We start from the raw sequence: 25814 nt of genomic DNA, 5'->3' as shown, positions 1-25814 counted from the left end.
ACGTTCACTGGGTTCCTTGAGGGGGTTCGGGGAGGGTCGGGGCCTGATCGATGACGGGCAGCCGCGACGACCCGACGGGCCGTCGCGACTGTTCAGTGCCGGTGGCCTCAGCCGTCGGCGTGGTCGTGTCCGTGGCTTCCCTCTCCGGTCACGACGGCGAGCTCCACCGGGGTCTCGGGAAGGTCGAAGCTGTCCAGCAGGGTACCCTCGGCGACGTCGATGACATGCAGCTTCTTGGCGGACGGCTCCGTGACGTAGGCGAAACCGTCGGCTCCGACCTTGACGGTCGGGGCGGGGGACTGCCATTCCTCGGGCTCCTCCCAGGGTGCGACGACCTTCACCTCGTGGAGGACGGCTCCGCTCTCCTCGTCGAGGATGTTCAGTTCCCCGTCATAGGTCAGGACGAGGGCCTCACCGTCGGCGCCCCGGGCGAGTGAACGGAACCAGTACGCCGATCCGAGGTCGACGGTGGTCATGACGGAGGCGTGGGTGTCGATCAGCCCGACGCGGGTGGGGCGTTCCTGCTCCGCGTCAGGGTCCGTCTTGTAGTCGGCCAGGACGATCGGGGACTCGTGGCTGCCGAACTGGTTGCCGGAGCGCTGGTAGGGCTCGTCGACGGGGATCTTGTGGAACTCGCCGTCCCGATAGACCACCGGACCGTTCTCGCAGCCCAGGGAGACGACGTCGCCGCCCGCGGTCGGCATGGCAGCGGCTTCGCCGTGTACCCCCGGGCAGTCCGTCGTCTCGGCGAGGACCTCACCCTCGGGAGAGACGACCTGCACGGTGGATCGGGAATCCGCTGTCCCCTGCGTCATCAGCAGATCACCCGACGTCAGGGGGACGGCCACCCCGTGGTGGGGGTCATCGGTGGAGAAGCCCTCGACCTCGTCCGCGTCGATCCGGCCGTCCTCGAATGCCGAGGTGTCCATGATGCTGATCGCTCCGCTGCCGTCGGCGAAGAGCGCGGTCTTCCCCTCGTGCGCAACGACGTGTCCGGCCTCGGCGGCCTCCACCGTGGAGCCCGTGAGCGCAGGGGCCTGCTCGTAGTAGTGGTCGTGGTCCCCGTGCCCCTCGACGATCAGGCCGCTGTCGAACACCCGAAATTCCTTACCGGCACTGACGAGGACGTGCCGTCCGTCGCCGGCCTCGTTGAGGCGCAGGAAGCCCTCGGACTCGGTGTTCGTCAGCACGTCACCGGTCTCGGTATCGACAGCCATGATGCCGCCGTCGTACGTCAGGACCGCCCGGGGTGCGAGACCGTCGACCTCCTGCCGATCCGTGGCGTCGGCGCCAGGTGTGCCGGCTTCCGAGGGGCTGTCGGCGGTCGTGGCGGGACTCGCCGGGGTATCGGCCCCGGAGCCCGTCGAGGCCGGCGTGGAACACGAGGTGAGCACCAGGGCTGCGAGGACGGCGGTGGACAGGGGGAGGGTTCGACGATGTAGCGACATACCCCTAGGTTAGACGTAAATGAAGATCATTCTCAACAAGGACAGGAATGGACGGGTTCGCCGGGGAAGTGTCGGTGGTGGAACCTACCGTGGAGGGACACAACGCCACGCGAAGGGTCCCATGCTCCAGGCCGAGAAGCTCCTGCAGATCAGTCGCATCTATGTCGAGCCTGCAGCAGCAGCGCTGCCGCGTGGACAGGAGATCCTTGCGCGCTGGCCCGAGGCCGACGTCGTCGAGGTCGCCAGTCACTGGCGCATCCCGGAGCTCAGCGGCGACGAGGCGAACGTGCGCCGCTGGGTCCGCATCAAGACCGAGGCCCTGATCATCGGGGTGAAGAAGTCTCTCACCGCCAAGCCCAACGGTAGGTCCGCGGACTTCATCGCGCCCTCCACGGCCAACGGCTGTGCCATGGCGTGCGCCTACTGCTATGTCCCCCGGCACAAGGGGTACAGCAATCCCATCACGGTCTTCGCGAACATCGACCAGATCAGCGGCTACCTCGAGCGGCATGTGGCGCGCCAGGGCATGAAGCTGGAACCGAACCAGTGCGACGACCGGGCCTGGGTCTACGACATCGGGGAGAACAGCGACTGCTCCGTCGACGCCCTCGTCAGCGACAACGTGCAGGACCTCGTGTCGCTCTACCGGGAGCTGCCCACCGCCAAGCTCTCCTTCGCCACCAAGTACGTGAACCGCGATCTGCTCGGGTGGGATCCGCAGGGACGCACCAGGATCCGGTTCTCCCTCATGCCGGAGAAGCTCGCCCGGATGGTCGACGTGCGCACCACACCCGTGGCCGAGCGCATCGCCGCCATCAACGACTTCGTGGAGGCGGGGTACGAGGTCCACGTCAACTTCTCACCGGTCATCATCACGCCCGGGTGGAAGGAGGACTGGCGGGAGCTCTTCGCGCAGCTCGACGCAGCGCTGTCACCCGCCGCGAAGCAGCAGCTCGCGGCCGAGGTCATCTTCCTGACGCACAACCAGCAGCTGCACGAGGTCAATCTCGGTTGGCACCCCCAGGCGGAGGAGATCCTGTGGCGCCCGGACCTGCAGGAGACCAAGCAGTCCCAGAACGGCTTCGCGAACGTGCGCTACATCGCCTACGAGAAGCGTGGCTACCTGGATGCCTTCCTCGGCCTCGCCGCCGAAGCGCTGCCGTACTGCCGCATCCGTTATGCCTTCTGAAGCCACTGCTTCCGCCGCCCGGCGATCCTGCCGTCGCAGGGGCGCCGGGACGGGGGCGCAGGTGCTCCGTTGTAGATTGGCCGGGTGGTCTCAACCCTCGCGCGCGTGCTCACCGCACTGCTCCTCCTGTCCCTCTGCGCCTGCAACATCAACCCCACGGCCAGGCCGTGCCCGCCCATCGAGGGACGTGACCTTGCACCGGAGGTGGGCACCCTCATGGGCGTGAACCTCGAGTGGGGCAAGGAGACACTCGCCGAGTACGCCGGGAAGCTGGGGAGCCGGCCCGCCGTCGCCGTGTCCTTCGCCGACTTCCCCTTCGCCGCCGAGGATCGGGCCCTCATCGCCGCGGCGGCAGAACAGCTGCGTCAGGAGGGCGGCACACTCCTGCTGACCCTCGAGCCGCAGCAGGGTCTCTTGGCCGTGACGGCGGAGCGTGCCGACGAGCTCGCCGCGATGCTGGCGGGCTTCAACACCAGCGGTGTGCCGGTGATCGTGCGTTTCGCCCACGAGATGAACGGCTCGTGGTACCCGTGGGGGCAGCAGCCCGCCGAGTACATCGACGCGTTCCGCCGGGTATCGGACGCCGTCCACGGCCGGGCTCCGGGCTCGGCGATGATGTGGGCTCCGAACTATGCCGGCGGCTACCCGTTCGCGGGCGGCGCCCACGAGGCGCGTCCCGGCACGGCCGGCTTCGCCGCTCTCGACACCACGGGCGACGGCGTGATCACGAGTGACGACGACCCCTACGCGCCCTACTATCCCGGCGACGACGCCGTCGACTGGGTGGGCATGTCCCTGTACCACTGGGGGAGCACCTACCCCTGGGGCGAGAGCGAGATGCCCGAGGAGGGCAAGTTCGTGGAGCAGCTCACCGGCGCCTACGACGGGAAGAACGGGGACGATTCGATGCTCCCCGACTTCTACGCCGACTACGGGGTGCGGCACGGCAAGCCCGTCGCCATCCCCGAGACCGCGGCCCTCGTCACGGACGGGATCGGCGACCTGCGGACCCTCAACATCAAGCGCGCCTGGTGGGAGCAGGTCTTCGACCCGGCGGTGCACGAGCGGTTCCCGCACCTGAAGATGGTGAACTGGTTCGAATGGAACAAGGTGGAGCCCGAGGTGGGCTCCGCGGTGGACTGGACCGTCGTCGAGGACGCCGCGGTCCGTGCCGAATTCACCGCGGCGATGCCCGAGTGGTACCGCTTCGCGGAAGAGCCCGACGACTGCGGGGAGCAGATCTCATGACCGGTGGATCAAAGGACGACGCCGCGCGATCAGGCGGAGCGGCACAGCGCGGTGGCGGGCCGCAGGACGACTGGCAGCTCGCGCCCGCGCTGCCCCGGCCGGTCATCATGGACCAGTTCTGGGCGGACGCCGTATTCCTGCACTGGCGCGTCGCCGCGGCCGAGGTGGCGCGGTACATGCCGCCCGGCGTGGTGCCGGACGAGGTGGACGGCTCCTCGTGGGTGGGACTCATCGGTTTCCGGATGATCGGTGCGGGGCTGGGCCGGGGCCTGCCGGTCCCGTACGTCGGTTCGTTCACCGAGATCAACGTCCGGCTCTACTCGCGCGGCCCGGACGGCACGCGCGGGGTGGTGTTCGTGACCCTCGACGCGTCGCGGCTGGCCGTGGTCCTCGCCGCCCGGGCCGGCGGCATCCCGTACGTCTGGTCGAGATGCTCGCCCGTCCGGCGCGGGAGCGGCGACGGGCGGGAGTACGGGTACGACGTCGCCCGCTTCCGACGGCAGGCCGAGTCCCGCTTCGCCGTCCGGCCGGACGTGTCACGGACGGCGGTGGACCGCCTGTCCCTCGAGCTGACGGCGCGCTTCGGCCTGCACAGCACCCTGGCCGGCCGCACGCTGTACATCCCCAACACGCACACGCCCTGGCCCCTCCACCCCGCGACGCTCACGGAGCTCGACGACGGATTGCTGGGAGCCGCGGGGATCCGCGTCCAGGGTCCGCCGGATTCGGTGCTTTTCTCGCCCGGCGTGCAGACGCAGTTCGGCAGGCCGCGCGTCGTGCCCGCCGCCTGACCTCACCCTCGGTCGCCGTCGATCTGATGTCTCCTCCTGCCCGGGTGGCCGTGGAAAGGGCAGCCGCCCAGGGCGTGGAGGACGAGGACGGTCATCGACCGGTCGCGAACCTGCATGCGATCACGGCACCGCCCATGCCCGGATTCCCCGATCTTGTTCCGCGCCCGCAGGAGGAGGAAGGACGGCGACCGTACGCGGGTAGCCGGCGGGGGGAGGCGTCAGCCGCCCTCGAGCGTGATGCCCGACGGGCGGATGCTCAGCGTCTCGATGGTCGATTCGGGTGTGGCGTCGACGGCGAGCCGCACCGCTTTCGCGACCTGGCCGGGCTGGATCCAGGCCTCGGGACGGTAGTCCTTGCCCTCCCAGGCATGCAGCTCCTCCTGCATGTCCGTGGCGACGCGCCCGGGATGGATGGAACTCACCCGCACGCCGTGCGCCCGCTCCTCGTCGCGCAGCGCGTCGGTGAGGGCACGCAGCGCGAACTTCGTGCCGCTGTACACCGAGGAACCTGCGCCGGAGGAATAGCCCGACCCGCTGTTGATCGCGATCACCTGGCCGCGCGCGCTGCGCAGTGCCGGCAGGAGCGCGCGCGTCAGCGATGCCACCGCGAACACGTTCACCTCGAAGCTCTCGCGCCAGGCGTCGTCGGACAGGTCGGCGACGGAACCCATCCTGAGCACGCCCGCGGAGTGCACGAGGACGTCCAGCCGGGGGATGCCCGCCACGGCGGCGGCCACCTGACCGGCGTCGCGCAGCTCTGCCGCGAACGGTTCGGCGGACGGGAACGACGACGAGAGCTCGGCGAGCGCGGAGAGGTCGCGGCCGCCGAGCAGGAGGTGGTGCGTGGAGCCGAGCTCGTCGGCGATGGCGCGGCCGATGCCGCGGGAGGCGCCGGTGATGAGGGCGACGGGGTGGGGGGACATGCTGCCACCCTAGCAACGCCGGCAGGACACGCGGACTGCCGACCGGTGCAGAGCGCGGACGGCCTGTACGGGAACGCCCTTCCGTCCGAGGGAGGGGAGGGCGTTCCCGGGTGCCGCGTGTCGGCTGGTCAGAGGGCCGCGGAGAGCGCCTGGATCTCCTCGTCGGAGAGCTGGAGCTCGGCGGCCTTCGCCGAGTCGGTGATGCTTTCCGGCCGCGAGGCGCCCGGGATGGGGATAACGGTCGGCGAGAGGGCCAGCTCCCAGGCCAGGCAGACCTGCTGGGGGCTCACCCCGTGCTTGTCCGCGGCCTCCTGGAACGGCGCGAAGGTCTCACCGAGCCCACCGGCCTTCTGGATGCCACCGAGGGGGCTCCACGGGAGGAAGGCGATGCCGTTCTCGCCGCAGTAGCGCAGCTCGTCCTCGCTGGAGCGGAAGGCGGGGGAGAACTGGTTCTGCACGGAGACGAGGCGGCCGTCGAGGATCTGGTTCGCCTTCCGGATCTGGTCCACCGTGGCATTGGAGATGCCGGCCATGCGGATCACGCCGTCGTCCAGCAGGTCCTTGAGGGCACCGATGGAATCCTCGTAGGGCACCTCGGTGTCCGGGCGGTGGAACTGGTAGAGGTCGATCGCGTCGCCGCCGAGCCTCGCCAGGGATGCCTTCGCGGCCTCCTTGAGGTAGTCCGGGTGGCCGTTCTGCGTCCACGAGCCATCACCGGGCCGCAGGTGCCCGCCCTTGGTCGCGACCAGCACGTCCGTTGCGCCCGACCCGAAGCTCGAGAGCGCCTTCGCGATGAGGGACTCGTTGTGGCCCACCTCGTCCGCGTCGCGGTGGTAGGCATCCGCGGTGTCGATCAGGGTCACGCCGGCCTCGAGGGCGGCGTGGATGGTGCGGATGGAACGGTCCTCGTCGGGACGACCCTCGATGGACATGGGCATGCCGCCCAGGCCGACTGCGCTGACGCTGGTACCGCCGAGTGTGCGTTGCTGCATTGTCGTTCTCCTTTGGATAGACGTGCTGCCCTCATGGTAAGCACGCTTCAGGAATTGGTGCCAATGACAACAAAGCCTCAGTCGACGGTGAAGATCCGCCGCACCACCCGGCCCTCGGCGAGGGCGTCGAGGCTCTCGTTGAGGTCGGCCAGGGGCCGGGTGTCGGTGTGCAGGAGTTCGACGGGGAGCTTCCCGCTCCGCCAGAGGTCGAGGTAGGCGGGAATGTCCCGCTCGGGCACGGCGTCCCCCATGTAGGAGCCGAGCAGCCGCCGGCCCATACCGGCGAACTGCAGGGCCTGGGTCGAGATCGCCTGATCGGGGTGGGGCAGTCCGACGGAGACGAGCGCACCGCCGCGGGCGAGCAGCTGGAGCCCCGACTCCAGCACGCGGGCGCTGCCCACGGCCTCGATGACGACGTCGGCCCCGCCGTCCGTCGCCTGCCGCACGAAGTCCGCGGCGTCCTCCGGACCACCAGCGTGCTGCGCGCCGCACCGGAGACCGAGCTCCTGCTTGGACGGCAGGGGGTCGATCGCGATCACGGTGGTGCCCGCGATCTGCGCGGCGGCCATGACCGCCATCAGGCCCACGGCGCCCAGGCCGAACACGACCACGGACTGTCCCGCTGCCACCTCCGCCGTGTTGAGGACGGCGCCGATGCCCGTGAGCGCCGCGCAGCCGAACATCGCGGCGATGTCGAACGGCACGTCGTCGTCGATCACCACCAGTGATTCCCGGGCCACGACGGCGTAGTCGGCGAAGGCGGAGACGCCGAGGTGGTGGTTGATGCGCTCTCCGTCGGCGGTGGCCAGGACGGCCGGACCGTGCAGCAGGTCACCACTGCCGTTGGCCTCGGCGCCGCGGTAGCAGAGCGCCGGCCGCCCGGCGGAACAGGCGCGGCAGGAGCCGCAGGCGGGTACGAAGACGAGGACCACGTGGTCCCCGGGCCGGACGTCGTCGACGCCGTCGCCCACGCTCTCCACGACGCCGGTCGCCTCGTGACCGAGGGCCATCGGCAGGGGGCGGACCCTGGACCCGTTGATCACCGAGAGGTCCGAGTGGCAGAGGCTGGCCCGGGCGATCCGCACGCGGACCTCACCCGCACGGGGTGCGGGCACGGGAACCAGGTCCAGTGCGAGGGGCTTGCTCCGTGCATACGGGGCAGGCAGTTCGGCGGTACGCAGTACCGCGGCGCGCATCATCGGGCTCATGGCATCCCCTCGTCATAAAGGTACGGACTGCGCCAGTCTAGGGGGAGGCCAGTACCGTTACGATCACGACCGGGGGCGGACCGTACCGGCTCGCCGCCGGCATCTTCTGAGGAGCCTGCATCATGGAAGTACCGTTCTACGTCTGGACCGCCACGGTGATCGGCATCGTGGGACTGCTGCTCTTCGACTTCTTCTTCCACGTCCGCAAGGCGCACACGCCGACCCTCCGCGAGTCCGCCATCTGGTCCTCCATCTATGTGGGGATCGCTCTGGTCTTCGGCATCGGCGTCCTCCTGTTCGGCGGACCGACCATGGGCACCGAGTACTTCGCCGGCTACGTCACGGAGAAGGCGCTCTCCGTGGACAACCTGTTCGTCTTCCTCATCATCATGTCCAGCTTCAAGGTGCCACGGGCGGACCAGCAGAAGGTGCTGCTCTTCGGCATCGTCTTCTCGCTGATCGCGCGGACCGGGTTCATCTTCCTCGGCGCCGCCCTCATCAACAGCTTCGCCTGGGTCTTCTACATCTTCGGGCTGATCCTGCTCATCACCGCCGGCAACCTGCTGAAGCCGGGCGGGCACGACGACGACGGCGACAGCCTGGTGATCCGGCTCGCCAGGCGCTTCCTCCCGGCGTCGGAGCACTACGACGGCGACAAGCTGTTCACCATGGAGAACGGCAAGCGCGTCCTCACGCCGATGCTCCTCGTGATGGTGGCCATCGGCGCGACCGACATCCTGTTCGCCCTCGACTCCATCCCCGCGATCTTCGGCCTCACCCAGAACACGTTCATCGTGTTCACGGCCACGGCCTTCTCGCTCATGGGGCTGCGGCAGCTGTTCTTCCTCATCGACGGGCTGCTCGACCGCCTCATCTACCTCTCCTACGGACTGGCCGTCATCCTCGGCTTCATCGGCGTGAAGCTCATCCTGCACGCGCTGCACGAGAACAACCTCCCCTTCATCAACAACGGCGAGCACGTGGAGGTCGTGGAGATCAGCACGGGCCTGTCGCTGAGCGTGATCCTCGGGGTCCTCGTCGTGACCGTGCTGGCCTCGGTGCTGAGCCCCAAGGGCCGGGCGAAGAACGCGATCTCCGGAGCCAAACGGCACGCTGCCGAGTACCTGGACCTCACCTACGAGACGGATATCAGCGAGCGCGAGAAGATCTACGCGAGGCTGTGCGCCGAGGAGCGGGACCTCAGGACCCTGCCCGAGAAGTTCAAGCGGCTCATCCGGAACGAGACCGAGTTCATGGAGATGATCCGGAAGGCGCACGCCGAGCACGACGCCGCGCTGGAGCGCGAACCGGGACGGTAGGGCTAGCGCCGCTCGCGCGAGATGATCCGGCCGATCACGCCGCTGTCGAGGATCTCGCCGAGCAGCTCGAGGGGCGCGCCGGGCGGCAGGGGGACGCCCGGGCGGCCCCTGAGGGGGCGGACGTCGAGGCCCGTCAGGAAGAGCGAGCCGAAGGTGTCGGGCGAGTGCGGACCCACGAGGTCGTCCACGGGGACGCGGATGGGCCCTTCGTCGAGTCGGCCTGCGTCCTCGCCCTCCGTGCCCGGTCCGACGCCGGGCAGGATGCAGCCCGGCAGGGTGTCCTCGAACAGGCCGTCGTCGAGCATCGCATCATGGAGGACGACGTCGGCAACCGTGCGGTCCGTGACGGCTGTCCAGGAGTAGGGGGCGCGGCAGAGGGCCGCCTCGTCGGCGGGGCAGGCGTCGTCGATGAGTTCGTTGACGGCCTGCGACACGAGATCCGCGTCGTCGTCGTCGAGGGTGTACACGCCGTACAGGTAGGCGTCGAACTCGAAGTAGTCGGTCCAGCCGCCCATGTTGCAGTAGTGCATCCAGGTCTCGTAGGTCGAGAGCCCGGCGAACTCCATGGCCGTCAGGGTGTCGTCATTCTGCATCGTGGTCAGCTCCTCGTCGCGGCCCCCAGCTGAGCCTCGACCGATCCTCGCAACCGCACGTCAACTGAAGCGGTCGCTGACGCTCAGTTTTGGCGCAAGCTCGCGGCAGTACCTCAAGGCAGCCCGTCGAAACCCCCGCAAGACTCCGGAGGGGGACACATCCGCCGGCCCTGCCGCGTCGAATCATGCTCACCGGGGCCGTGGCGTGTGTCACTCCGGCCGACCGCGCGTCCACCGGGACGCCGACGAGAACGGGACCGAACGTGAAAGCAGTCACGCAGCAGTGGTTGACCCGGCAGGTGCTGGCGGACGTCGGCGCGGACCCCTTCGAGGCGTGGGTCGTGTACGTCGGTCTCGGTGGGTCCGCCGACGGCGTCGTGGTGGACGGGTACCTCAACGGCCTGCTGACCGCCCGGCCCGAGGACCGCGACCTCATCGCCCGCGCCGTCAACGTCCTCGCCGAGGAGACGCCCGGTACCGGGACCCGGGCGCCGTCGGGGAGGCAGCCGGCATGGGCTGACCGGGAGGAGCCCTTCGCCTCCTGGAGCACCTGCGGCATCTCGCCCGCGGACCTGATCGCACCCCTGGTCAGCGCGCGCCGCGCCGAACTCCTGCGCCTCGAATCGCTCGAGCGGACCGGTCTCCTCCGCTGCGTCGGCGAGGACCAGGTGGACGCCATCACGGCGGAGGCGGCGCGCCGCTTCCCCGGCTGCTCGTCCTCGCTGGCCCTGATCACCCGGGACCGGCAGGTCATCACCTCGATCTCCGGGACCATCGGGACGGACGGCCCGCGGGAGACGTCCTTCTGCCACCGCACGGTCGGGGATGCCCAGCCCTTCGTCGTCACCGATGCCGCCCTGGATCCGCGGGTCTCGTCGAACCCCCTCGTGACCGGAGGACCACGCATCCGCTTCTATGCCGGATACCCGGTGCTCGGCCCGGGGGGCTGGCGGATCGGGTCGCTGTGCGTGGTGTCGGACACACCGCGTGGCTTCTCTCCGGCGGATGCGCGGACGCTGGAGCTCCTCGCGGCCTCGGTGCAGGGACTGATCGGCGTCTAGCCGCCCCGCGGTCGCGCCACGCGTCGGGCGGACGGTGTCAGTGGGACAGCTTCAGCCCGACGACGCCGCCCACGATCATCAGGACGAACACGATCTTCAGGAGGGACGCGGGCTCGGCGCCCGTGGCCATGGCATAGACGACGGTCAGCGACGCCCCGATCCCCACCCAGACCGCGTAGGCGGTACCGATGGGCAGCGAGCGCATCGCGTAGGCCAGGCCCGCCATGCTCGCGACGATCGCGACGGCGAAGACGAGGCTCGGCACGAGTCTGCTGAAGCCCTCCGACCTGCCGAGGGCTGTTGCCCAGACGGCTTCGAGGATTCCGGAGATAATGAGGACGAGCCAGGCCATGATGAACTCCCACGCGCCGTCTTGTCGCACTCCGGGTACGGCGCCCTCGTCCGGGGGGCCGGTCGTCCCTGCCCCGGTCCCCATGGTGTCACGATCGTGTCGTGCGCGGCGAAGGCGCCGTCTCAGCCGACCGTGACCCTGCCCGCGTCGACCTGCCAGCGGCCGTCGAGCCGGACGTTCTCGAGCAGGCGCCGATCGTGCGTGACGAGCAGGAGGGCGCCGGTGTAGGACTCGAGGGCGTCCTCCAGCTGTTCGATCGCGGGGAGGTCGAGATGGTTGGTCGGTTCGTCGAGGACGAGGAGGTTCACGCCGCGGGCCTGCAGGAGCGCCAGCCCGGCACGGGTCCGTTCCCCCGGGGAGAGGGATCCGACGGCGGCGCGCACCTGGTCCGCCTTCAGGCCGAACTTCGCGAGCAGCGTGCGCACCTCGCCCTGCGTCATCTCCGGGACGAGCGCTTCGAAGGCCTCGCCGAGCGGCAGGGTCTCGTCGAGCTGCCCGCGGGCCTGGTCGATCTCCCCGATGGCGACGCTCGAGCCGAGGGCCGAGCCGCCGTCGTCCGGCTCCTGGTGGCCGAGGAGGAGGCGCAGGAGGGTGGACTTCCCGGCGCCGTTCGGCCCGGTGATCCCGATGCGCTCGCCGGCGTTCACCTGGAGTGACACCGGGCCGAGCGTGAAGGACCCCTGCGTCGCCGAGGCGTTGTTCAGGGTTGCCACGACCGAGCTGGAGCGCGCTGCGGACCCGATGGTGAACTGCAGCTGCCACTCCTTGCGCGGCTCCTCGACCTCCTCCATCCGGTCGATCCGCGACTCCATCTGCCGGACCTTCTGCGCCTGCTTCTCGGAGGACTCGACGCTCGCCTTCCGGCGGATCTTGTCATTGTCCGGGCTCTTCTTCATCGCGTTGCGGACTCCCTGCGAGCTCCATTCCCGCTGCGTCCGCGCACGTCCCACGAGGTCCTGTTTCTTGTCCGCGTACTCCTCGTAGGCCTCGCGGGCATGGCGCCGAGCGACGGCGCGTTCCTCGAGGAAGGCGTCGTACCCGCCGTCGTACACGGCCACCCTGTTCTGCGCCAGGTCCAGTTCGACGACGGTGGTCACGCAGCGGGCGAGGAACTCGCGGTCGTGGGACACGAGGACCACGCCGCCGCGCAGGTTCTGGATGAAGGACTCGAGGCGCTCGAGTCCCGCGAGGTCGAGGTCGTTCGTGGGCTCGTCGAGCAGCACGATGTCGAAGCGGCTCAGGAGCAGGGCCGCGAGGGCCACGCGGGCCAGTTGTCCGCCGGAGAGCGCCGTCGTGGGCGTGGCAGGGTCGATCGCTCCGGCGACATCGGCCAGCACGGACGGCATGCGGTCCTCGAGGTCCACGGCGCCGGAGGACATCCAGTGGTCGAGGGCGGCCGCATAGGCGTCGTCCGCTCCCCTGGCCCCGCTCCCGAGGGCGGCCGCGGCATCCTCCATGGCGAGGGTCGCCGCCGTCGTCCCCGTACGGCGGCCGATGTACCCGGCCACGGTCTCGCCCTCGAGCCGCTCGTGCTCCTGCGGGAGCCAGCCGACGAAGGCATCGGGAGGCGTGGTGCGGACCGTTCCGGCGATCGGGGTGTCGGCGCCGGCGAGCAGCCGCAGGAGGGTCGTCTTCCCGGCGCCATTGGCCCCCACCACGCCCACCACGTCCCCGGGCGCGACGGTGAGGTCGAGCTTCGAGAAGAGGGTGCGGTGGGCGTGGCCCCCGGACAGGTCCTTCGCCACGAGGGTTGCAGTCATGGTCCCAGTCTAGGAGGGGAACATGGCCGGGACCGGTCCTCCGACCCCATCCGGCGTAGTCGTCGGGCAGCGCTCCGCGCCCGAAGACCGGGACGCAGGCCGGGCTGCGTCGGCACCGGCGACATCGCGGTGGGCGGAGCCACGATGCCTCGGGCGTCGTCCACGCGAGCTACCGGGTCCTGCGCTGATGTCGTCCACGGCGGTCAGGCGGTGACCCGCCAGATGCTGTAGTCATCGAGGTGGAGGATGGCCCGGTGCCCGGCCAGGGTGTCGCGGACCCACACCACGCCGAGCCCGGGTGCCGAGTCCTCGACGCAGCCGCGGTAGTGGACCTCGCCCCTCCGGCGCGCTTCGACCACGGTGCCCGCGGTCACCGAACCCAGGTCGAGGATCCGGGACGTTGCGGTTGCGGTGGCGGGGGTGGCGACGACGGACATCGGGTGCTCCTCAGGATTCGGGATGTGCGGTCCGCCGGCTCGTGCTGCGGCCGGCGACCCCTTCATGATTCGGGAGCGGTGTTGCCGGGATATTTCGGGCAGATTATGTTTCGGGACGCCGGCCCGGGATGTTACTCCGGAGGTCCCGCGGGGTCTGCACAGCAGGTTGATCGTTGCCTAAGCTACTCGAATGAGCCACCCCACCGACCCGGACCGGGCCTACCTCCGAGCCATCGACGAACGCACGCGGACCCTCCTCGCGGAGGCCACGCCGGACCCCTCGCCGTTCGACGGGGCGCCGGCCGCCCTGGCCGACGACGTCGAGCGCGGGGTCGAGGGCGTGGCAGGGCGCCTGCGGCACGTGGTCCAGCACCTGCACGCCCACCCCGAGACGGCGTTCAGGGAGCACGCCGGCGCGGCGCTGCTGCACCAGGAGCTCACCCGGCACGGCCTCGACGCCCGCCTCGGCGTGCACGGGGTCGAGACCTCGGTGCGGGCGGAGATTGGCAGCGCGGACCGGGGGCCCACCATCGCGGTCCTCGCCGAGTACGACGCCCTCCCGGAGATCGGCCACGCCTGCGGCCACAACGTGATCGCCGCGGCCGGACTCGGCGCGTTCCTCGCCCTGGCATCGGTGGCGGACCGGTTGCCCGGCCGCGTCGTATTCCTCGGCACCCCGGCCGAGGAGGGACATTCCGGCAAGGAGGTCATGGCGCGCCACGGAGCCTTCGACGACGTCGACGCCGCGATCATGGTGCACCCCTACGGCTACGACCTCGCCGACCAGGTGTGGCTCGGACGCCGCCTGCTCACCATCACCTTCACGGGGGTGGAGGCCCACGCATCCGCGCAGCCCTTCATGGGGCGCAACGCGCTCGACGCCGCGAACCTCGCGTACCAGGGCATCGGCCTGCTGCGGCAGCAGTTGCCGCCGTCGGACCGGGTGCACACCAACCTCACCGAGGGCGGGCAGAGCCCGAACATCATCCCCGGCCGTGCGGTGCTGAAGCTCTACGCGCGGTCCCAGCAGCCGGCCACGCTGAGGGACCTCAGCGCGCGCCTCGAGGACGTGGCCCGCGGCGCCGCGCTGATGACCGGCACGGGCGTGGAGCTGCAGTGGGACGAGCATCCGCCGTCGCTCCCCATCCGCACCAACACCGCGCTGACCGGTCGCTGGGTGGCCGCCCAGCAGCGGCGGGGGCGGGCACCCCTCCCGCTCGGTGTCGTCTCGGAGACCCTTGCCGCTTCCACCGACTTCGGGAACGTGAGCTACCGCGTCCCGGGGATCCATCCCCTCATCCGCATCGCCGAACCGGCCACGGCGCTGCACACGCGCGCCTTCGCCGAGGCGGCCCGCAGCGCGGCGGCGGAGCAGGGGGCGCTGGACGGCGCCGTCGGGCTCGCCCTGACGGCCCTCGACTACCTGACCGATCCGCTGCTCCGTGCCGCGGTCCACGAGGAGTTCGAGGACCAGGGCGGCGCGATCGACGTGCCGTCCTACTTCGCCTGACCAGCACCGACCAGCAGCATCGCCCATCCGCAGCACCCACCGCCAAGGAGAACGCATGTCATCCACTGCAGCAGCCCGTCCCGGGCTGGGCGACCGCTTCCTGACCGGCGTCGAGCGGGTCGGCAACAAGCTGCCCGATCCGTTCATGCTGTTCCTCATCCTGTTCGCGATCACGGCCGTGGTCACCACGGGCATGGCCCTCGCGAACGTGACCGTCCAGGTGCCCGGCGCCGAGGAGGCCACGGTCATCAGGGGGCTCTTCACGGGTGAGGGACTGACCTGGCTGACGGAGAACATCGGGGCCAACTACCTGGGCTTCCCTCCGCTCGCCACGGTGCTGCCCATCCTGCTCGCCGTGGGCGTCGCGGAGAAGTCCGGGCTCCTCGGCGCGCTCATCCGGCGGGTCTTCGGGTCCGCTCCCCGCTGGGCGCTGCCCTACGCCGTCGGTTTCGTGGGCGTGGTGGGCTCGGTCATGTCCGACTCCGCCTTCGTCATCATCCCGCCCCTGGCCGCCCTCGTGTTCAAGGCTGCGGGGCGCCACCCGGTGGCGGGACTGCTCGGCGGCTTCGCGGCCGCGGGCGCGGGCTACTCCACCAACCTGCTGGTCACGAGCCTCGACGCACTGTTCGCCGGGATCACGACGGCCGTCACCGAGAACCTGCCGAACGCGGGCGCCCCGGTCACGCCGCTGTCCAACTACTACTTCAACATCGCCTCTTCGCTGGTGCTGATCCTCATCGCCGGGTTCATCATCGACAGGGTGCTCGAGCCGCGCCTGGCCCGGCAGGACGTCCCCGTGGACGAGGTCGTCGAGGACGGGGAGCACGCCTCCGCGCCCGTGGCGCTCACGGCCGGGCTCGAGCCGGTCGAGGCACGCGCCCTGCGCTGGTCCGTGATCGTGGGCGCCGTCGTCGCGCTCGTGATCCTCGTGGCCGTGATCATCCCCGACTCGCCGTGGCGCAACGAGACCGGCGGATTCCTGCCGCGCTCGCCGCTGCTCAGCTCGATCGTCTTCATCGTGTTCCTGCTCTTCACCATCCCGGGCCTGGTGTACGGACGCGTCGTCGGGACCATCACCACGGGTCGCGACGTCCCGCGGGTCATGGGCGAAGCCATCAAGGACATGGCGGGCTTCCTGGTGCTGGCGTTCATCCTCGGTCAGTTCATCGCCCTCTTCAACTGGTCCGGCATCGGGTCCTGGATCGCGGTCGCGGGCGCGACGGGCCTGGAGACCATCGGCCTGACGGGGTATCCGGCGGTCCTCGCGTTCATCCTGCTCGCCTCCGTCCTGAACCTGTTCATCATCTCGGGCTCGTCCATGTGGACCCTGATGGCCTCGGTGTTCGTGCCGCTGTTCGCGCTCCTCGGCTACGAGCCGGCCTTCATCCAGGGGGCGTTCCGCGTGGGTGACTCGGCCACGCAGGTCATCACGCCGCTGAACCCCTACATGATCGTGCTGCTCACCATGCTGCGGAAGTACGAGCCGAACGCCGGGCTCGGCACCTTGATGGCCAGGATGCTGCCCTTCGTGGTGCCGTTCTGGCTGGCCTGGGTGGCCATCCTCACCGTGTTCTTCTATCTCGACCTGCCCATGGGCCCGGGGAACGACATCTTCATCGACTAGCCGGGGAGAGGCCGCCCTGGCCGGGCCCGGGTCCGGCCAGGGCGGAATAGGTGCCCGGGAGCACGGGTTATGCGGGGCGAGCCTGTCCCACGACGAAAGGACGATCCGTGACCACGGTCTACGCCCTGCACGAGAACCCCGAGTGGTTCCCGCCCTTCGCGCGCGCCTTCGAAGCCGAGGGGGTGGAGGTGGTCGAGTGGCTGCTCACGGACGGTGTGCTGGATCTGGACGCGGTCCCCCCGGAGGGCATCTTCTGGTCCCGGATCAGCGCTTCCGCACACACCCGCGACCACGGTCTGTCGAAGGACTACGCGCGCTCCGTGCTGTCGTGGCTGGAGGCGCACGGCCGCCGGACGGTCAACGGGCGCCGCGTCCTTGAGCTCGAGATGAGCAAGGTCGACCAGCTCACCGCGCTGAGGGCCGCCGGTATCGACACGCCGCGCACCGTGGCCGCCGTCGGTCGTGAGCGCATCGTGGAGGCGGCGCAGGGCTTCGACCCGCCGTTCATCGTCAAGCACAACCAGGGCGGGAAGGGTCTCGGGGTCCGGAAGTTCGAGTCCCATGACGAGCTCGCCGCCTACGTGGCGTCGGGCGAGTTCGAGGAGCCTGCCGATGGCATCACGCTCGTGCAGGAGTTCATCCAGGCCGCGGAGCCCTTCATCACCCGTGCGGAGATCGTCGGTGGCCGCTTCGTCTACGCCATCAAGGCCGACACGGCCCGCGGTGGCTTCCAGCTCTGCCCGGCAGACGCCTGCGCCATCGACCCGGAGACCGGCAAGCCGATCATGCCGCCCGGGGCGACCATCGCCCCCGAGCCGGACCAGCAGCTCTTCAGTCTCCGCGAGGACTTCGACCATCCGGTGATCGCGCAGTTCGAGGAGTTCGCGCGGCGCAACCACCTGGAGGTGTGCGGCATCGAGTTCATCGAGACCGCCGACGGCCGGGTGCTGACCTACGACGTGAACACGAACACCAACTACAACGCAGCGGTCGAGGCGGTAGCTCCCGCCTCGGCTCCTCGCGAGCTGGTGCGGTACCTCAAGACCCTGGGCTGAGCAGTGGTCCCGCCGGTGGCGGCGTGGTTCCCGGTACCGCAGGTTCATCCGGCGGCCCACCGGCGTCGGTCTTCCGATCACCTGTGCTTCCTAGCGTGGGGAGTCACCGCACCCCACGAGGAAGCCGAAGGCCCATGCCGATCGCCCGTACCCTGCCCGTCCTGCTCGCCGCCACCGCCCTGGCCCTGCCCGCCGCACTCGCTACGCTGCCGGCGTCCGCCGCGCCCGCCCGCGACGACGTCGTCCTCGGGGACCCGCAGGCCGCCGCCCACGCGCACAACGACTACGAGCACGACCGTCCGCTGTACGACGCACTCGAGCACGGCTTCACCAGTGTCGAAGCCGATGTCCACCTCGTCGACGGGGAGCTGCTCGTGGCCCACGATGCCGAGGACGTGACCCCGGGTGTCACTCTGGAGAGCCTGTACCTCGACCCGCTGGACGAGCTCGTCCGCGGCAGGGCCGGCAGCGTCTACCCGGGGTGGGACGGCGAGTTCCAGCTCCTCGTGGACATCAAGGGCGACGCCGGGCAGACGTGGGCGGCCATCGAGGCGGAACTCGAGGAGCACCGCAGCATGCTCACGCGCTACGGCAACGGCACGGTCAAGCAGGGCGCGGTGAGTGTCGTCATCAGCGGTAACCGGCCGCTCGCGACCATGGCCGCGGACCGCCAGCGCCTCAGCTCCTACGACGGCAGGGCGACGGACCTCGGGGGTGCGCTCCCTTCGTCGCTCATGCCGCTGATCAGCAACAACTGGACCCAGCTGTTCACCTGGCGTGGGGTGGGCGAGATGCCCGTCGCCGAGCGTGCCGAGCTCGAGGCCTACGGTCGCAACAGCGCACCAGCAGGGTTCGCGCGTCCGCTTCTGGGCGACCCCCGACCTCCCCGGCGCCGCCCGCGACGCGATCTGGGCCGAGCTGGCCGACGCCGGCGTGGACCACATCACCACCGACGACCTCCCGGCTCTCGAGGCGTTCCTCGCCGCGCGCGGCTGACGCAGGGACCACCGACCCACGACGGCGCCCGCGCGGACCAGCGGAGGCGCCGTCGTCATGCCCGCGCGGGTTCCGGTGCCGGACGACTGTGCCGGACGACTGTGCAGCCGTTCGTGCAGCCGTTCGTGCAGCCGTTCGTGCAGGCGCTTGTCCAGGCGGACCGAGGCACCGTCGGGGTCGCGGGCGAATGCGGCGGGAATGCGGTTCCGCCCTCCGTGGTTCGCTCTGACCATGAAGTCAATCGTCTACACCTCCCCAGGCCCCTCGTCCGTCCTCTCCGTCGTGGAGCGTGAGATCGCGGAGCCGGGCCCCGGGGAGGTACGGGTCCGTGTGGTCACGTCGGGCGTCAACCCGACCGACTGGAAGGCCCGTGCCGGCGGGACCATCGCGTTCCCCGAGGTGGTGCCGAACCAGGACGGCGCCGGTGTGGTCGACGCCGTGGGCGACGGCGTCGACGGGCACACGATCGGTGACCGCGTGTGGATGTACCTGGCGGCTCACGGCCGACCGACCGGCACGGCCCAGGAGTTCACCGTCGTGCCCGCCGAGCGTGCGGTCGTCCTGCCGGACGGCGTCGACCTCGGTCTCGCGGCGAGTCTGGGTGTACCCGCCATGACCGCGCACCGTGCGCTGACCGTCCACGAGCACGGCCCGTCCCGTCTCGCGCCGGGCGCACTCGAGGGGCGCGTGGTCCTCGTGCAGGGTGGCGCCGGGGCCGTGGGCCACGCGGCGATCCAGCTCGGCGTCTGGGCCGGGGCGACCGTCATCGCCACGGTCAGCAGCGACGCGAAGGCCGAGCTGGCCCGGGCCGCAGGGGCGCACCACGTGCTGCGCTACCCCGACGACGCGCTCGCAGATCGCATCGGTGAGGTCGCGCCCGACGGCGTGGACCACGTCGTCGAGGTGTCCCCGGCGCAGAACGCGGCCCTCGACGTCGCGGTGATCGCCAACCACGGCAGCATCGCCTACTACGCGAACAACGGCGGGGACCACTTCTCCGCGCCGATCATCGAGAGCTTCGTGAAGAACGTCCGGTGGCAGGGCCTCCTGCTCTACACCGTGGGGCAGGATGCGCTCGACGCGGCAGCGGAGGACATCACCGCGGCCCTGCGGAGCGGTGCGCTGCCCGTCGGGGAGGATGCCGGGCTCCCCCTGACCTGGTTCCCGCTCGAGGAGACCGCCGCGGCCCACGACGCCGTGGAGGACGGGACCGTCGGCAAGGTCCTCGTCCGCGTGGCCGACGAGATCTCCTGAGACCCCCGGTGTCCGACGACTGCCCCTGCGGGTCCGCCGTGCCGTACGAGGAGTGCTGCGCACCGCTCCACCGGGGTGGTGCTGCCGGGACGGCGCTCGCCCTGATGCGGTCGAGGTACTCCGCGTTCGCCCTCGGGCTCGAGCAGTACCTGCTCGACTCCTGGCACGCGTCGACGCGGCCGCTCGGCATCGACCTCGACGGGGACACGGAATGGCGGCGCCTGCAGATCGTCGACACGACCCACGGCGGCCAGTCGGACGATGCGGGGTTCGTGGAGTACCGGGCGTCGTTCCGCAGCGGCGGGCAGCCGGGGCTGCTGGAGGAGCGCAGCAGGTTCATCCGGGTGGACGGGCGCTGGCTGTACGTCGACGGGGACGCGCAGTGGCGGTAGGGGATCGGACCAGGTAGTACGCCCGTCCTGTCCGACCCCTGGAGGTGCGAGATCGTCTCCACCGTCGATGAGCTTCGAGTCGGCGTCTGACGAGGCGCGGCACCGCGTCCGCGCTCCATCGCCGGCACCGTGTCCGCGCTCCATCGCCGGCACCGTGTCCGGCAGGAGGGCCGGGAGCGGCTTGAAGGATGGCCATGGCCTGCGTGAGCAGCCGACGGCGCCCCTGCTCTCCGCGGGGGCGCCGTCGTCGCTCTCCTGATGACCCGAACGGGTGCTACGGCGTGACGGGGATGGTGCCCGCGTAGTCCGTGCTGTAGCCCGTGACCGGAGCGTGCGGGATCTCCTCCCACACCTCAGGATCGGTCTGCTGCACCTCGCCGTTCGCCAGCCCGGTGAGCAGCGTGCGCATGGCGAGGATGTTCTGCTGGATGCTCTTGCCGCGGGCCTTCTGGCCGAGCGAGCCGTCACTGGTGTTGCCGGAAGTCTCGAAGAACACCACAGGGTTGGAGTGACCCTCGGCGTTCAGGCCCTGGTAGTCCAGGCCCAGCATCATCGCCGAGACGACGCCGCCCTTGATGTCGATCTCGAGGCTGCCGCCCACCTGGTACCGGTCCATGGTGATGTAGCCGGCGCCCTTCAGTTCCTCGTAGACGTAGCCGTGCATCTGGCGGGTGAGGATGTCGTACGCGCCGCCCTCGAGCGTCGGCAACGTGGGTCCACCCGGCGCGAGCGAGATCCCGAGGGAGAGCGTGACGTCGTCGCCCGTGCCGTACTGCTGCTTGAGGCCCTGGTGGTGGATGTCGATGCCGTAGTCCGGGTCCACCATGGTCCAGTACTCGTAGAAGGCCAGCGACTCGCGGGCCTGGAACTTGTCCGCCACCCAGTCCCGGTTGAGGTCGACGATGAGGTCCCGACCGTTCGCGTCCTTTCGCGGGGCATTCGCGGCGGTGTCCCAGAGGACGGTCTGCCGGATGTTCAGCTCACTTCCGTCCGGGTTGTACATCGGGATGAAATGGATGGTGAAGGCGTCGCGGATCTCCTCGTACTGCGGGGATCCGTTGGTCCCGAGGTCCTTCAGCAGGCTGAGGATGGCCTCGGCGCCGTACGGTTCGTTGCCGTGGATGCGACCCTGCACCCAGACGTCCCGAGGCCCGTCGCCCACGGTCGCCACGTACAGGTCCCTGCCCTGTTCGCTGGTGTTCACCGTGGTGCCCGCTTCGGCGAGGGTGAAGACGTCGACGCCGTAGCGGGAGGTCTTCTCGATCTTCTCGAGCTCCTTGATGGTGTCGGCATAGGTGAGGATGCTCGCGGTGCTGGTGCTGCCCTCGGGTGAGGGGAAGTTCCCCTTCGCCTGTGCCGGCCCGGAGGTCAGCAGCGGCAGGCTGACGAGGGCGGCGAGACCCAGTGCCAGAGCGCGGCTCCTGGATGTCCTGGGCTTGCCTGATGCGGTGGTGTCGCTCCTGATCACGAAATTCCTCCATTGGCGCGTGAGTGGATGCCGGTCGGGAAACACCGCACGCACCCCCTGTGCGGTTGGTCCTCCCCAATGACTGGTGCGCCCTACGGTACCGTTCCGGAGCGACGGTGCACAGGGTGCTGAGTATGCTCGAAGGAACCCGGTGGTCGAGGGGCCGGTGCGGTCCCGCCCGTTCCCGCCGGAGCCGGCGTCGAAACGGAAGGAACCGGTCATGTCGCGTTTCACGAAGGACGGCAAGGTCAAGCCCGAGACCCTGCCCAGCACACTCCAGCGGTCCGAGGTCAAGGCCCAGGACACGTTCGCCGCCACCCTCGATGCGGCGGAGGACCAGTACGGGGACGGTGAGCGCGCCCGCCGTACGGCGTTCGCCTCCCTCAAGCACGGGTTCGAGAAGGTCGGGGACCACTGGGAGCAGAAGGACTCGAAGGGGCCGTCCGACGACCAGGCGGCCGGCGGTGGCGCTGACGCGCGGCCGACCGCGGGGGGAGTGGATGCGAACTCCTCGAAGAAGCACCTCTACGACCTCGCGAAGAAACTCGACGTCCCCGGCCGGTCGAGCATGACCAAGGCCGAACTCGTCGAGGCCCTGCAGCGCGCCAACGACCGTGAGACGCGCAAGGCCCGCGAGAGGTAGCCGCAGCCTATTACGCAACGAAAGCATTTCGTAATAGAGAGGACCTTAGGTTAGCCTTACTTCTATCCCGTCCCCACGGCCTCCAGCGAGGCCATAGAAGCCAAGGAGCCTCATGGCCCCCTCACGCCTGCGCGGCCTGATCGCCGCTGCCGCCGTCGCCGCCCTCTCCCTCTCCGCCTGCTCCACCGGCCCCGCCGACGGCGGTTCCACGGCAACCGGTGGCAGCAGCGCCCCGGCCGACGCGGGAGCCTTCCCCGTCACCATCGAGCACGCCTTCGGTGAGACCACGCTGAGCGAGAAGCCCGAGCGTGTGGCGACGGTCTCGTGGGTGAACGCGGATGTGTCCCTCGCCCTCGGTGTCGTGCCCGTCGGGATGCCGGCCGACTCCTACGGCGGCAACGAGAACCAGTCGACGCCGTGGAAGGACACGAAGCTGGAGGAGCTCGGCGCCGCGATCGGCACCGAGAGCGCCCCGGTCCAGTACTCCGAGACGGACGGGATCGCCTTCGACGACATCGCTGCGACCTATCCCGACGTCATCCTCGCTGCGTACTCGGGCCTGTCGCAGGAGGATTACGACACCCTGAGCAAGATCGCCCCGGTCGTCGCGTATCCCGAGGTCGCCTACGGCACCGCATGGCAGGACTCGACGCGGATCATCGGCGATGCCCTGGGCCTGTCCGGCGACGCGGAGCAGCTCGTCACCGAGACGGAGCAGGCCATCGCCGACGCCGCCGCCGACTACCCGCAGCTCGAGGGCAAGACCTTCATCTACGGCACGCTGGCTCCGGCGACCGCCGATGCCGTGAGTGTCTACACGGCCAACGACAACCGGCCCCGCTTCCTGACCGAGCTCGGCATGGTCCAGGCGGACGTCGTCACGGAGAACACGAAGGGGTCCGAGGAGTTCTTCATCCCCTGGTCCGCCGAGCGGGCCAACGAACTGGACTCCGACATCTTCGTCACGTGGGTCCCGGACGAGGCCACCAAGGACGCCATCGCCACCGATCCGCTGCTCGGCCAGATCCCCGCGGTGCAGGACGGCGCGCTCGTGGCCGACAGCGACAACACGCTGACGCTGTCCGTCTCCGCGGCGAACCCGCTCAGCCTCGTGTGGGCACTGGACCGCTTCCTGCCGATGCTCGGCGAAGCCGCGGACAAGGCCTGACGGACTGTCCTGATTGCCCTCCGGCCGCATCTGGGCTGGAATGGGAAGCGAACCGATCCTCGTCCTCGAAGGGAAGCCGATGTCTCAGGCAGAAATCAACAAGCTCCAGGCCGCCGTGGCCTGGGACAGCAAGGGCAAGAAACTCGGCGATGTGAACGACGTGCATCTCGAGAAGGAATCAGGCATCCCCGCCTGGATCACCGTGTCGCTGGGCCTGCTGAACTCCCGCAAGCACTTCGTGCCGCTCGCGAACTCGCGCTTCGAGGGTGCTGATCTCCACCTCGCCTGGACGAAGAGCGAGATCACCGACGCCCCGAAGTCCGCGAACAGCATCGAGCTCTCACCTGCCGAGGAGACTGCGCTGATCGACTACTACCGTCTCCGTGACGAGGCGTCCGCGTCCTAGCACGCTTCCCGCCCACGCAGAAGCCCCCGTCCGCTTGTCGGTGGACGGGGGCTTCTGCGTGCTCGACAGGAGTGCCGGCTAGAACATCTGGAAGATGCCGACGATGTTCCCGACGATGAACACGAGCACCAGGAGCACGACCAGCCCGATCACGCCGAGCCAGACCCCCTGAAGGCCTTTCGAGGGCGTCTCCTCATCCGCATGGCCCTGCTGCCAGGTGGTGCTCGCCTCGGCGGGTGGCGTCTCTCCCGGCGGGACGCCACCTCCCGGCTCGAGGCCGGTGATGTTGTTGTCCAGCGGATCGGGGTTCCCTGCGTTCGAGGGATCGGGGCGCTTCTCGCTCATGCTGTCCTCCACGTGGTTGGCAGTACGGTTTCCACCCACCCTACGCCCGAAACGCTAAGTGTGCTTATCGATGATCGCGGTCCGACCCATGGGCGGGTCGGGCCTCCGCGCGGGTCGCTGGACGAGGCGCCCGCTCGGCTACTGGCCGACGCCGGCCGTGCTGCCTCCGGTCGGGTCGAACCGCTGGCCCGCGGCGGAGTGGGCTGCGGCGTCGGAGACGTCCTGCTCGTCCTCGTCGGAGCCCCCTGCCGCTCCGCCCGTCTCGCCCGTGCTGTGGGACGGAGCAGCCGCCAGGGCCCCCTGCTCGCGCGGCGTCCAGGACATCGTGATGTTCACGCCCTCCTCGGTGTCCTCGACGAAGAGGTGGAGGTCCTCGCCGACCAAAGCCTCGTGGTGGACCGGATCGCCCGCCTCCCGGGCCATCTCCGTGAGCCGGCAGATCGCCACCGCCATGGCCCGTCCCCAGTCGTGGGGATGCTTGCTCGTCGATTCCGCGGTCGCCGCGAATTTCCTGTCGGTCGTCGCCATCGTCTTCCCTGCTGTCAGTGAGGAACTAAGTACCCTTGGCTTCCAGGTGAGGCAACTTTAGCAGTGCGTCATACGGGCCGGCACGTGATATCCCGTTAAGGATGACCGGGACGACGAGAGCACCGCAGGCCGCCGAAGAACGCAGCGCACGGACGGCCGTGACGCTGTTCCCGCTCCTGATCCTCGCCGGCGGACTGGTGGCAGTGCTCACGCCGGACACCTTCACGGGGCTCGGCCCCCTGGTGAATCCGCTACTCGGCGTCATCATGTTCGGCATGGGTCTGACGCTCAGGCCGGTCGACTTCGCCCTCATCGCCAGACGTCCCCTCCCCGTGGTGATCGGCGTCGTGGCCCAATTCGTCATCATGCCGTCGATCGGCTGGCTGGTGTCGATGGCTCTCGGGCTGCCGCCGGCGTTGGCCGCGGGTGTCATCCTCGTGGGCTGCTGCCCGGGCGGGACCGCCTCCAATGTCGTCTCCTACCTCGCCCGCGGCGATGTGGCGTTGTCGGTGGCCATGACCTCGGTCTCGACGATCCTCGCGCCGCTGCTCACCCCGCTGCTCACCCTCTGGCTCGCGGGCCGGTACATGCCCGTCGATGCAGCAGGAATCGGCCTCTCCATCCTCCAGATCGTCCTGGTACCGGTGATCGTCGGACTCGCCGTCCGCTTCTTCCTGCCCCGGGTCGTCGAGCGGCTTCTTCCCGCCCTGCCGTGGATCTCCGTGGCGGCCATCACCCTGGTGGTGATCGCCGTGGTGTCCGGCAGCGCGTCGATCATCTTCTCCGCCGGGCTCCTGGTCCTCGCGGCCGTCATCCTGCACAACGGGCTCGGCCTCGCGCTCGGCTACGGGGCCGCACGGCTGTTCGGGCTCCCCACGCCTGCGAGGAGGACCACGGCCATCGAGGTCGGGATGCAGAACTCCGGGCTCGCCGCAGGGCTCGCCCGGACCTACCTGACCCCGGAGGCTGCCCTGCCGGCGGCGATCTTCTCGATCTGGCACAACGTCTCCGGAGCCGCGCTGGCCGCCTACTGGCGTCGGCGTGACGCGCGCGCAGCCCTCGTCGCTGCCGATCCCGCCTGACGTCCGCCGCCCCCGTCGACCA

At 69.8% G+C, this 25814-nt stretch carries 26 protein-coding genes and 1 riboswitch; of the genes, 15 read left to right on the top strand and 11 right to left on the bottom strand.

Going from position 1 to position 25814, the window contains the following annotated elements; genetic code table 11:
- Window positions 1-107: 107 nt before the first annotated feature.
- The gene (locus NVV32_RS15225; RefSeq protein ID WP_422390717.1) at window positions 108-1448 is read right to left on the bottom strand and encodes a hypothetical protein; all 1341 of its coding nucleotides are present in this window, start codon (window positions 1446-1448) and stop codon (window positions 108-110) included.
- Between the two features lie 121 nt (window positions 1449-1569).
- On the opposite strand from NVV32_RS15225, the gene NVV32_RS15220 reads away from it, so the two are divergent.
- The 3 genes from NVV32_RS15220 to NVV32_RS15210 all read left to right on the top strand — a co-directional run bounded on the left by NVV32_RS15220 (window position 1570) and on the right by NVV32_RS15210 (window position 4676).
- A complete protein-coding gene (locus NVV32_RS15220; RefSeq protein WP_422390716.1) occupies window positions 1570-2637 on the top strand; it encodes a spore photoproduct lyase family protein in 1068 nt (355 codons plus the stop codon).
- Between the two features lie 84 nt (window positions 2638-2721).
- Entirely contained in the window at window positions 2722-3885 is a 1164-nt protein-coding gene (locus tag NVV32_RS15215) for a glycoside hydrolase family 26 protein (protein ID WP_422390715.1), read from the top strand.
- Window positions 3886-3992: 107 nt separating this feature from the next.
- A complete protein-coding gene (locus NVV32_RS15210) occupies window positions 3993-4676 on the top strand; it encodes a YqjF family protein (RefSeq protein ID WP_422392059.1) in 684 nt (227 codons plus the stop codon).
- 218 nt (window positions 4677-4894) lie between these two features.
- Here NVV32_RS15210 and NVV32_RS15205 read toward each other — a convergent pair whose 3' ends face one another.
- The 3 genes from NVV32_RS15205 to NVV32_RS15195 form a co-directional block, all read right to left on the bottom strand.
- Window positions 4895-5599 carry an SDR family oxidoreductase gene (locus NVV32_RS15205; RefSeq protein WP_422390714.1) on the bottom strand — a complete coding sequence of 235 codons (705 nt, stop codon included), beginning with the start codon at window positions 5597-5599 and terminating at the stop codon, window positions 4895-4897.
- 128 nt (window positions 5600-5727) lie between these two features.
- Window positions 5728-6591 (bottom strand): aldo/keto reductase, encoded by an 864-nt coding sequence (locus NVV32_RS15200; protein ID WP_422390713.1) that lies wholly within the window; start codon window positions 6589-6591, stop codon window positions 5728-5730.
- Window positions 6592-6668: 77 nt separating this feature from the next.
- Window positions 6669-7787 (bottom strand): alcohol dehydrogenase catalytic domain-containing protein, encoded by a 1119-nt coding sequence (locus tag NVV32_RS15195; protein WP_422392058.1) that lies wholly within the window; start codon window positions 7785-7787, stop codon window positions 6669-6671.
- A 134-nt stretch (window positions 7788-7921) separates the two neighbouring features.
- On the opposite strand from NVV32_RS15195, the gene NVV32_RS15190 reads away from it, so the two are divergent.
- Window positions 7922-9118 carry a TerC family protein gene (locus tag NVV32_RS15190; RefSeq protein ID WP_422390712.1) on the top strand — a complete coding sequence of 399 codons (1197 nt, stop codon included), beginning with the start codon at window positions 7922-7924 and terminating at the stop codon, window positions 9116-9118.
- Window positions 9119-9120: 2 nt separating this feature from the next.
- Here the strand turns inward: NVV32_RS15190 and NVV32_RS15185 are convergent, their stop codons facing one another.
- Entirely contained in the window at window positions 9121-9711 is a 591-nt protein-coding gene (locus tag NVV32_RS15185; RefSeq protein WP_422390711.1) for a hypothetical protein, read from the bottom strand.
- Between the two features lie 263 nt (window positions 9712-9974).
- Between NVV32_RS15185 and NVV32_RS15180 the strand changes: the two genes are divergently transcribed.
- The gene (locus NVV32_RS15180; protein WP_162237508.1) at window positions 9975-10772 is read left to right on the top strand and encodes a GAF domain-containing protein; all 798 of its coding nucleotides are present in this window, start codon (window positions 9975-9977) and stop codon (window positions 10770-10772) included.
- A gap of 37 nt (window positions 10773-10809) precedes the next feature.
- On the opposite strand, the gene NVV32_RS15175 is transcribed toward NVV32_RS15180, so the two are convergent.
- The 3 genes from NVV32_RS15175 to NVV32_RS15165 all read right to left on the bottom strand — a co-directional run bounded on the left by NVV32_RS15175 (window position 10810) and on the right by NVV32_RS15165 (window position 13321).
- Entirely contained in the window at window positions 10810-11124 is a 315-nt protein-coding gene (locus NVV32_RS15175) for a DMT family transporter (protein WP_055769096.1), read from the bottom strand.
- 10 nt (window positions 11125-11134) lie between these two features.
- A riboswitch (guanidine-III (ykkC-III) riboswitch) is annotated at window positions 11135-11193 on the bottom strand.
- A gap of 53 nt (window positions 11194-11246) precedes the next feature.
- Entirely contained in the window at window positions 11247-12884 is a 1638-nt protein-coding gene (locus NVV32_RS15170; protein ID WP_422390710.1) for an ABC-F family ATP-binding cassette domain-containing protein, read from the bottom strand.
- Between the two features lie 203 nt (window positions 12885-13087).
- A complete protein-coding gene (locus NVV32_RS15165) occupies window positions 13088-13321 on the bottom strand; it encodes a hypothetical protein (protein WP_055767023.1) in 234 nt (77 codons plus the stop codon).
- Window positions 13322-13511: 190 nt separating this feature from the next.
- Here NVV32_RS15165 and NVV32_RS15160 point away from each other — a divergent pair, with 190 nt between their 5' ends.
- The 6 genes from NVV32_RS15160 to NVV32_RS15135 all read left to right on the top strand — a co-directional run bounded on the left by NVV32_RS15160 (window position 13512) and on the right by NVV32_RS15135 (window position 20152).
- The gene (locus tag NVV32_RS15160; protein WP_422390709.1) at window positions 13512-14831 is read left to right on the top strand and encodes a M20 family metallopeptidase; all 1320 of its coding nucleotides are present in this window, start codon (window positions 13512-13514) and stop codon (window positions 14829-14831) included.
- Between the two features lie 55 nt (window positions 14832-14886).
- Window positions 14887-16455 (top strand): AbgT family transporter, encoded by a 1569-nt coding sequence (locus tag NVV32_RS15155; RefSeq protein WP_422390708.1) that lies wholly within the window; start codon window positions 14887-14889, stop codon window positions 16453-16455.
- 107 nt (window positions 16456-16562) lie between these two features.
- A complete protein-coding gene (locus NVV32_RS15150; RefSeq protein WP_191931656.1) occupies window positions 16563-17510 on the top strand; it encodes an alpha-L-glutamate ligase in 948 nt (315 codons plus the stop codon).
- Window positions 17511-17644: 134 nt separating this feature from the next.
- Window positions 17645-18799 (top strand): hypothetical protein, encoded by a 1155-nt coding sequence (locus NVV32_RS15145; protein WP_422390707.1) that lies wholly within the window; start codon window positions 17645-17647, stop codon window positions 18797-18799.
- On the top strand, window positions 18738-19760 hold the full coding sequence (locus NVV32_RS15140) for an NADPH:quinone reductase (RefSeq protein ID WP_422390706.1): 1023 nt from the start codon (window positions 18738-18740) through the stop codon (window positions 19758-19760). The genes NVV32_RS15145 and NVV32_RS15140 overlap by 62 nt, the downstream gene beginning before the upstream one ends.
- A gap of 8 nt (window positions 19761-19768) precedes the next feature.
- On the top strand, window positions 19769-20152 hold the full coding sequence (locus NVV32_RS15135) for a YchJ family protein (RefSeq protein ID WP_422390705.1): 384 nt from the start codon (window positions 19769-19771) through the stop codon (window positions 20150-20152).
- 274 nt (window positions 20153-20426) lie between these two features.
- Here the strand turns inward: NVV32_RS15135 and NVV32_RS15130 are convergent, their stop codons facing one another.
- Entirely contained in the window at window positions 20427-21620 is a 1194-nt protein-coding gene (locus NVV32_RS15130; protein ID WP_235498646.1) for a M14 family zinc carboxypeptidase, read from the bottom strand.
- 220 nt (window positions 21621-21840) lie between these two features.
- Between NVV32_RS15130 and NVV32_RS15125 the strand changes: the two genes are divergently transcribed.
- The 3 genes from NVV32_RS15125 to NVV32_RS15115 all read left to right on the top strand — a co-directional run bounded on the left by NVV32_RS15125 (window position 21841) and on the right by NVV32_RS15115 (window position 23837).
- The gene (locus NVV32_RS15125; protein WP_422390704.1) at window positions 21841-22263 is read left to right on the top strand and encodes a ChaB family protein; all 423 of its coding nucleotides are present in this window, start codon (window positions 21841-21843) and stop codon (window positions 22261-22263) included.
- A 112-nt stretch (window positions 22264-22375) separates the two neighbouring features.
- A complete protein-coding gene (locus NVV32_RS15120; protein ID WP_422390703.1) occupies window positions 22376-23431 on the top strand; it encodes an iron-siderophore ABC transporter substrate-binding protein in 1056 nt (351 codons plus the stop codon).
- A 79-nt stretch (window positions 23432-23510) separates the two neighbouring features.
- Window positions 23511-23837 carry a PRC-barrel domain-containing protein gene (locus NVV32_RS15115; RefSeq protein ID WP_157365729.1) on the top strand — a complete coding sequence of 109 codons (327 nt, stop codon included), beginning with the start codon at window positions 23511-23513 and terminating at the stop codon, window positions 23835-23837.
- 78 nt (window positions 23838-23915) lie between these two features.
- Here NVV32_RS15115 and NVV32_RS15110 read toward each other — a convergent pair whose 3' ends face one another.
- Complete coding sequence (locus NVV32_RS15110; protein ID WP_055769106.1) at window positions 23916-24182, bottom strand: DUF6480 family protein; 267 nt, start codon at window positions 24180-24182, stop codon at window positions 23916-23918.
- Between the two features lie 138 nt (window positions 24183-24320).
- On the bottom strand, window positions 24321-24710 hold the full coding sequence (locus tag NVV32_RS15105; protein ID WP_422390702.1) for a hypothetical protein: 390 nt from the start codon (window positions 24708-24710) through the stop codon (window positions 24321-24323).
- Window positions 24711-24811: 101 nt separating this feature from the next.
- Here NVV32_RS15105 and NVV32_RS15100 point away from each other — a divergent pair, with 101 nt between their 5' ends.
- A complete protein-coding gene (locus NVV32_RS15100; RefSeq protein ID WP_055767052.1) occupies window positions 24812-25792 on the top strand; it encodes a bile acid:sodium symporter family protein in 981 nt (326 codons plus the stop codon).
- Window positions 25793-25814: the final 22 nt, after the last annotated feature.

Origin of the sequence: Arthrobacter sp. N1 (assembly GCF_048288285.1) — a bacterium.
Taxonomy (GTDB): Bacteria; Actinomycetota; Actinomycetes; order Actinomycetales; family Micrococcaceae; genus Arthrobacter_D.
This window is presented reverse-complemented; position numbering and strand designations above follow the sequence as displayed.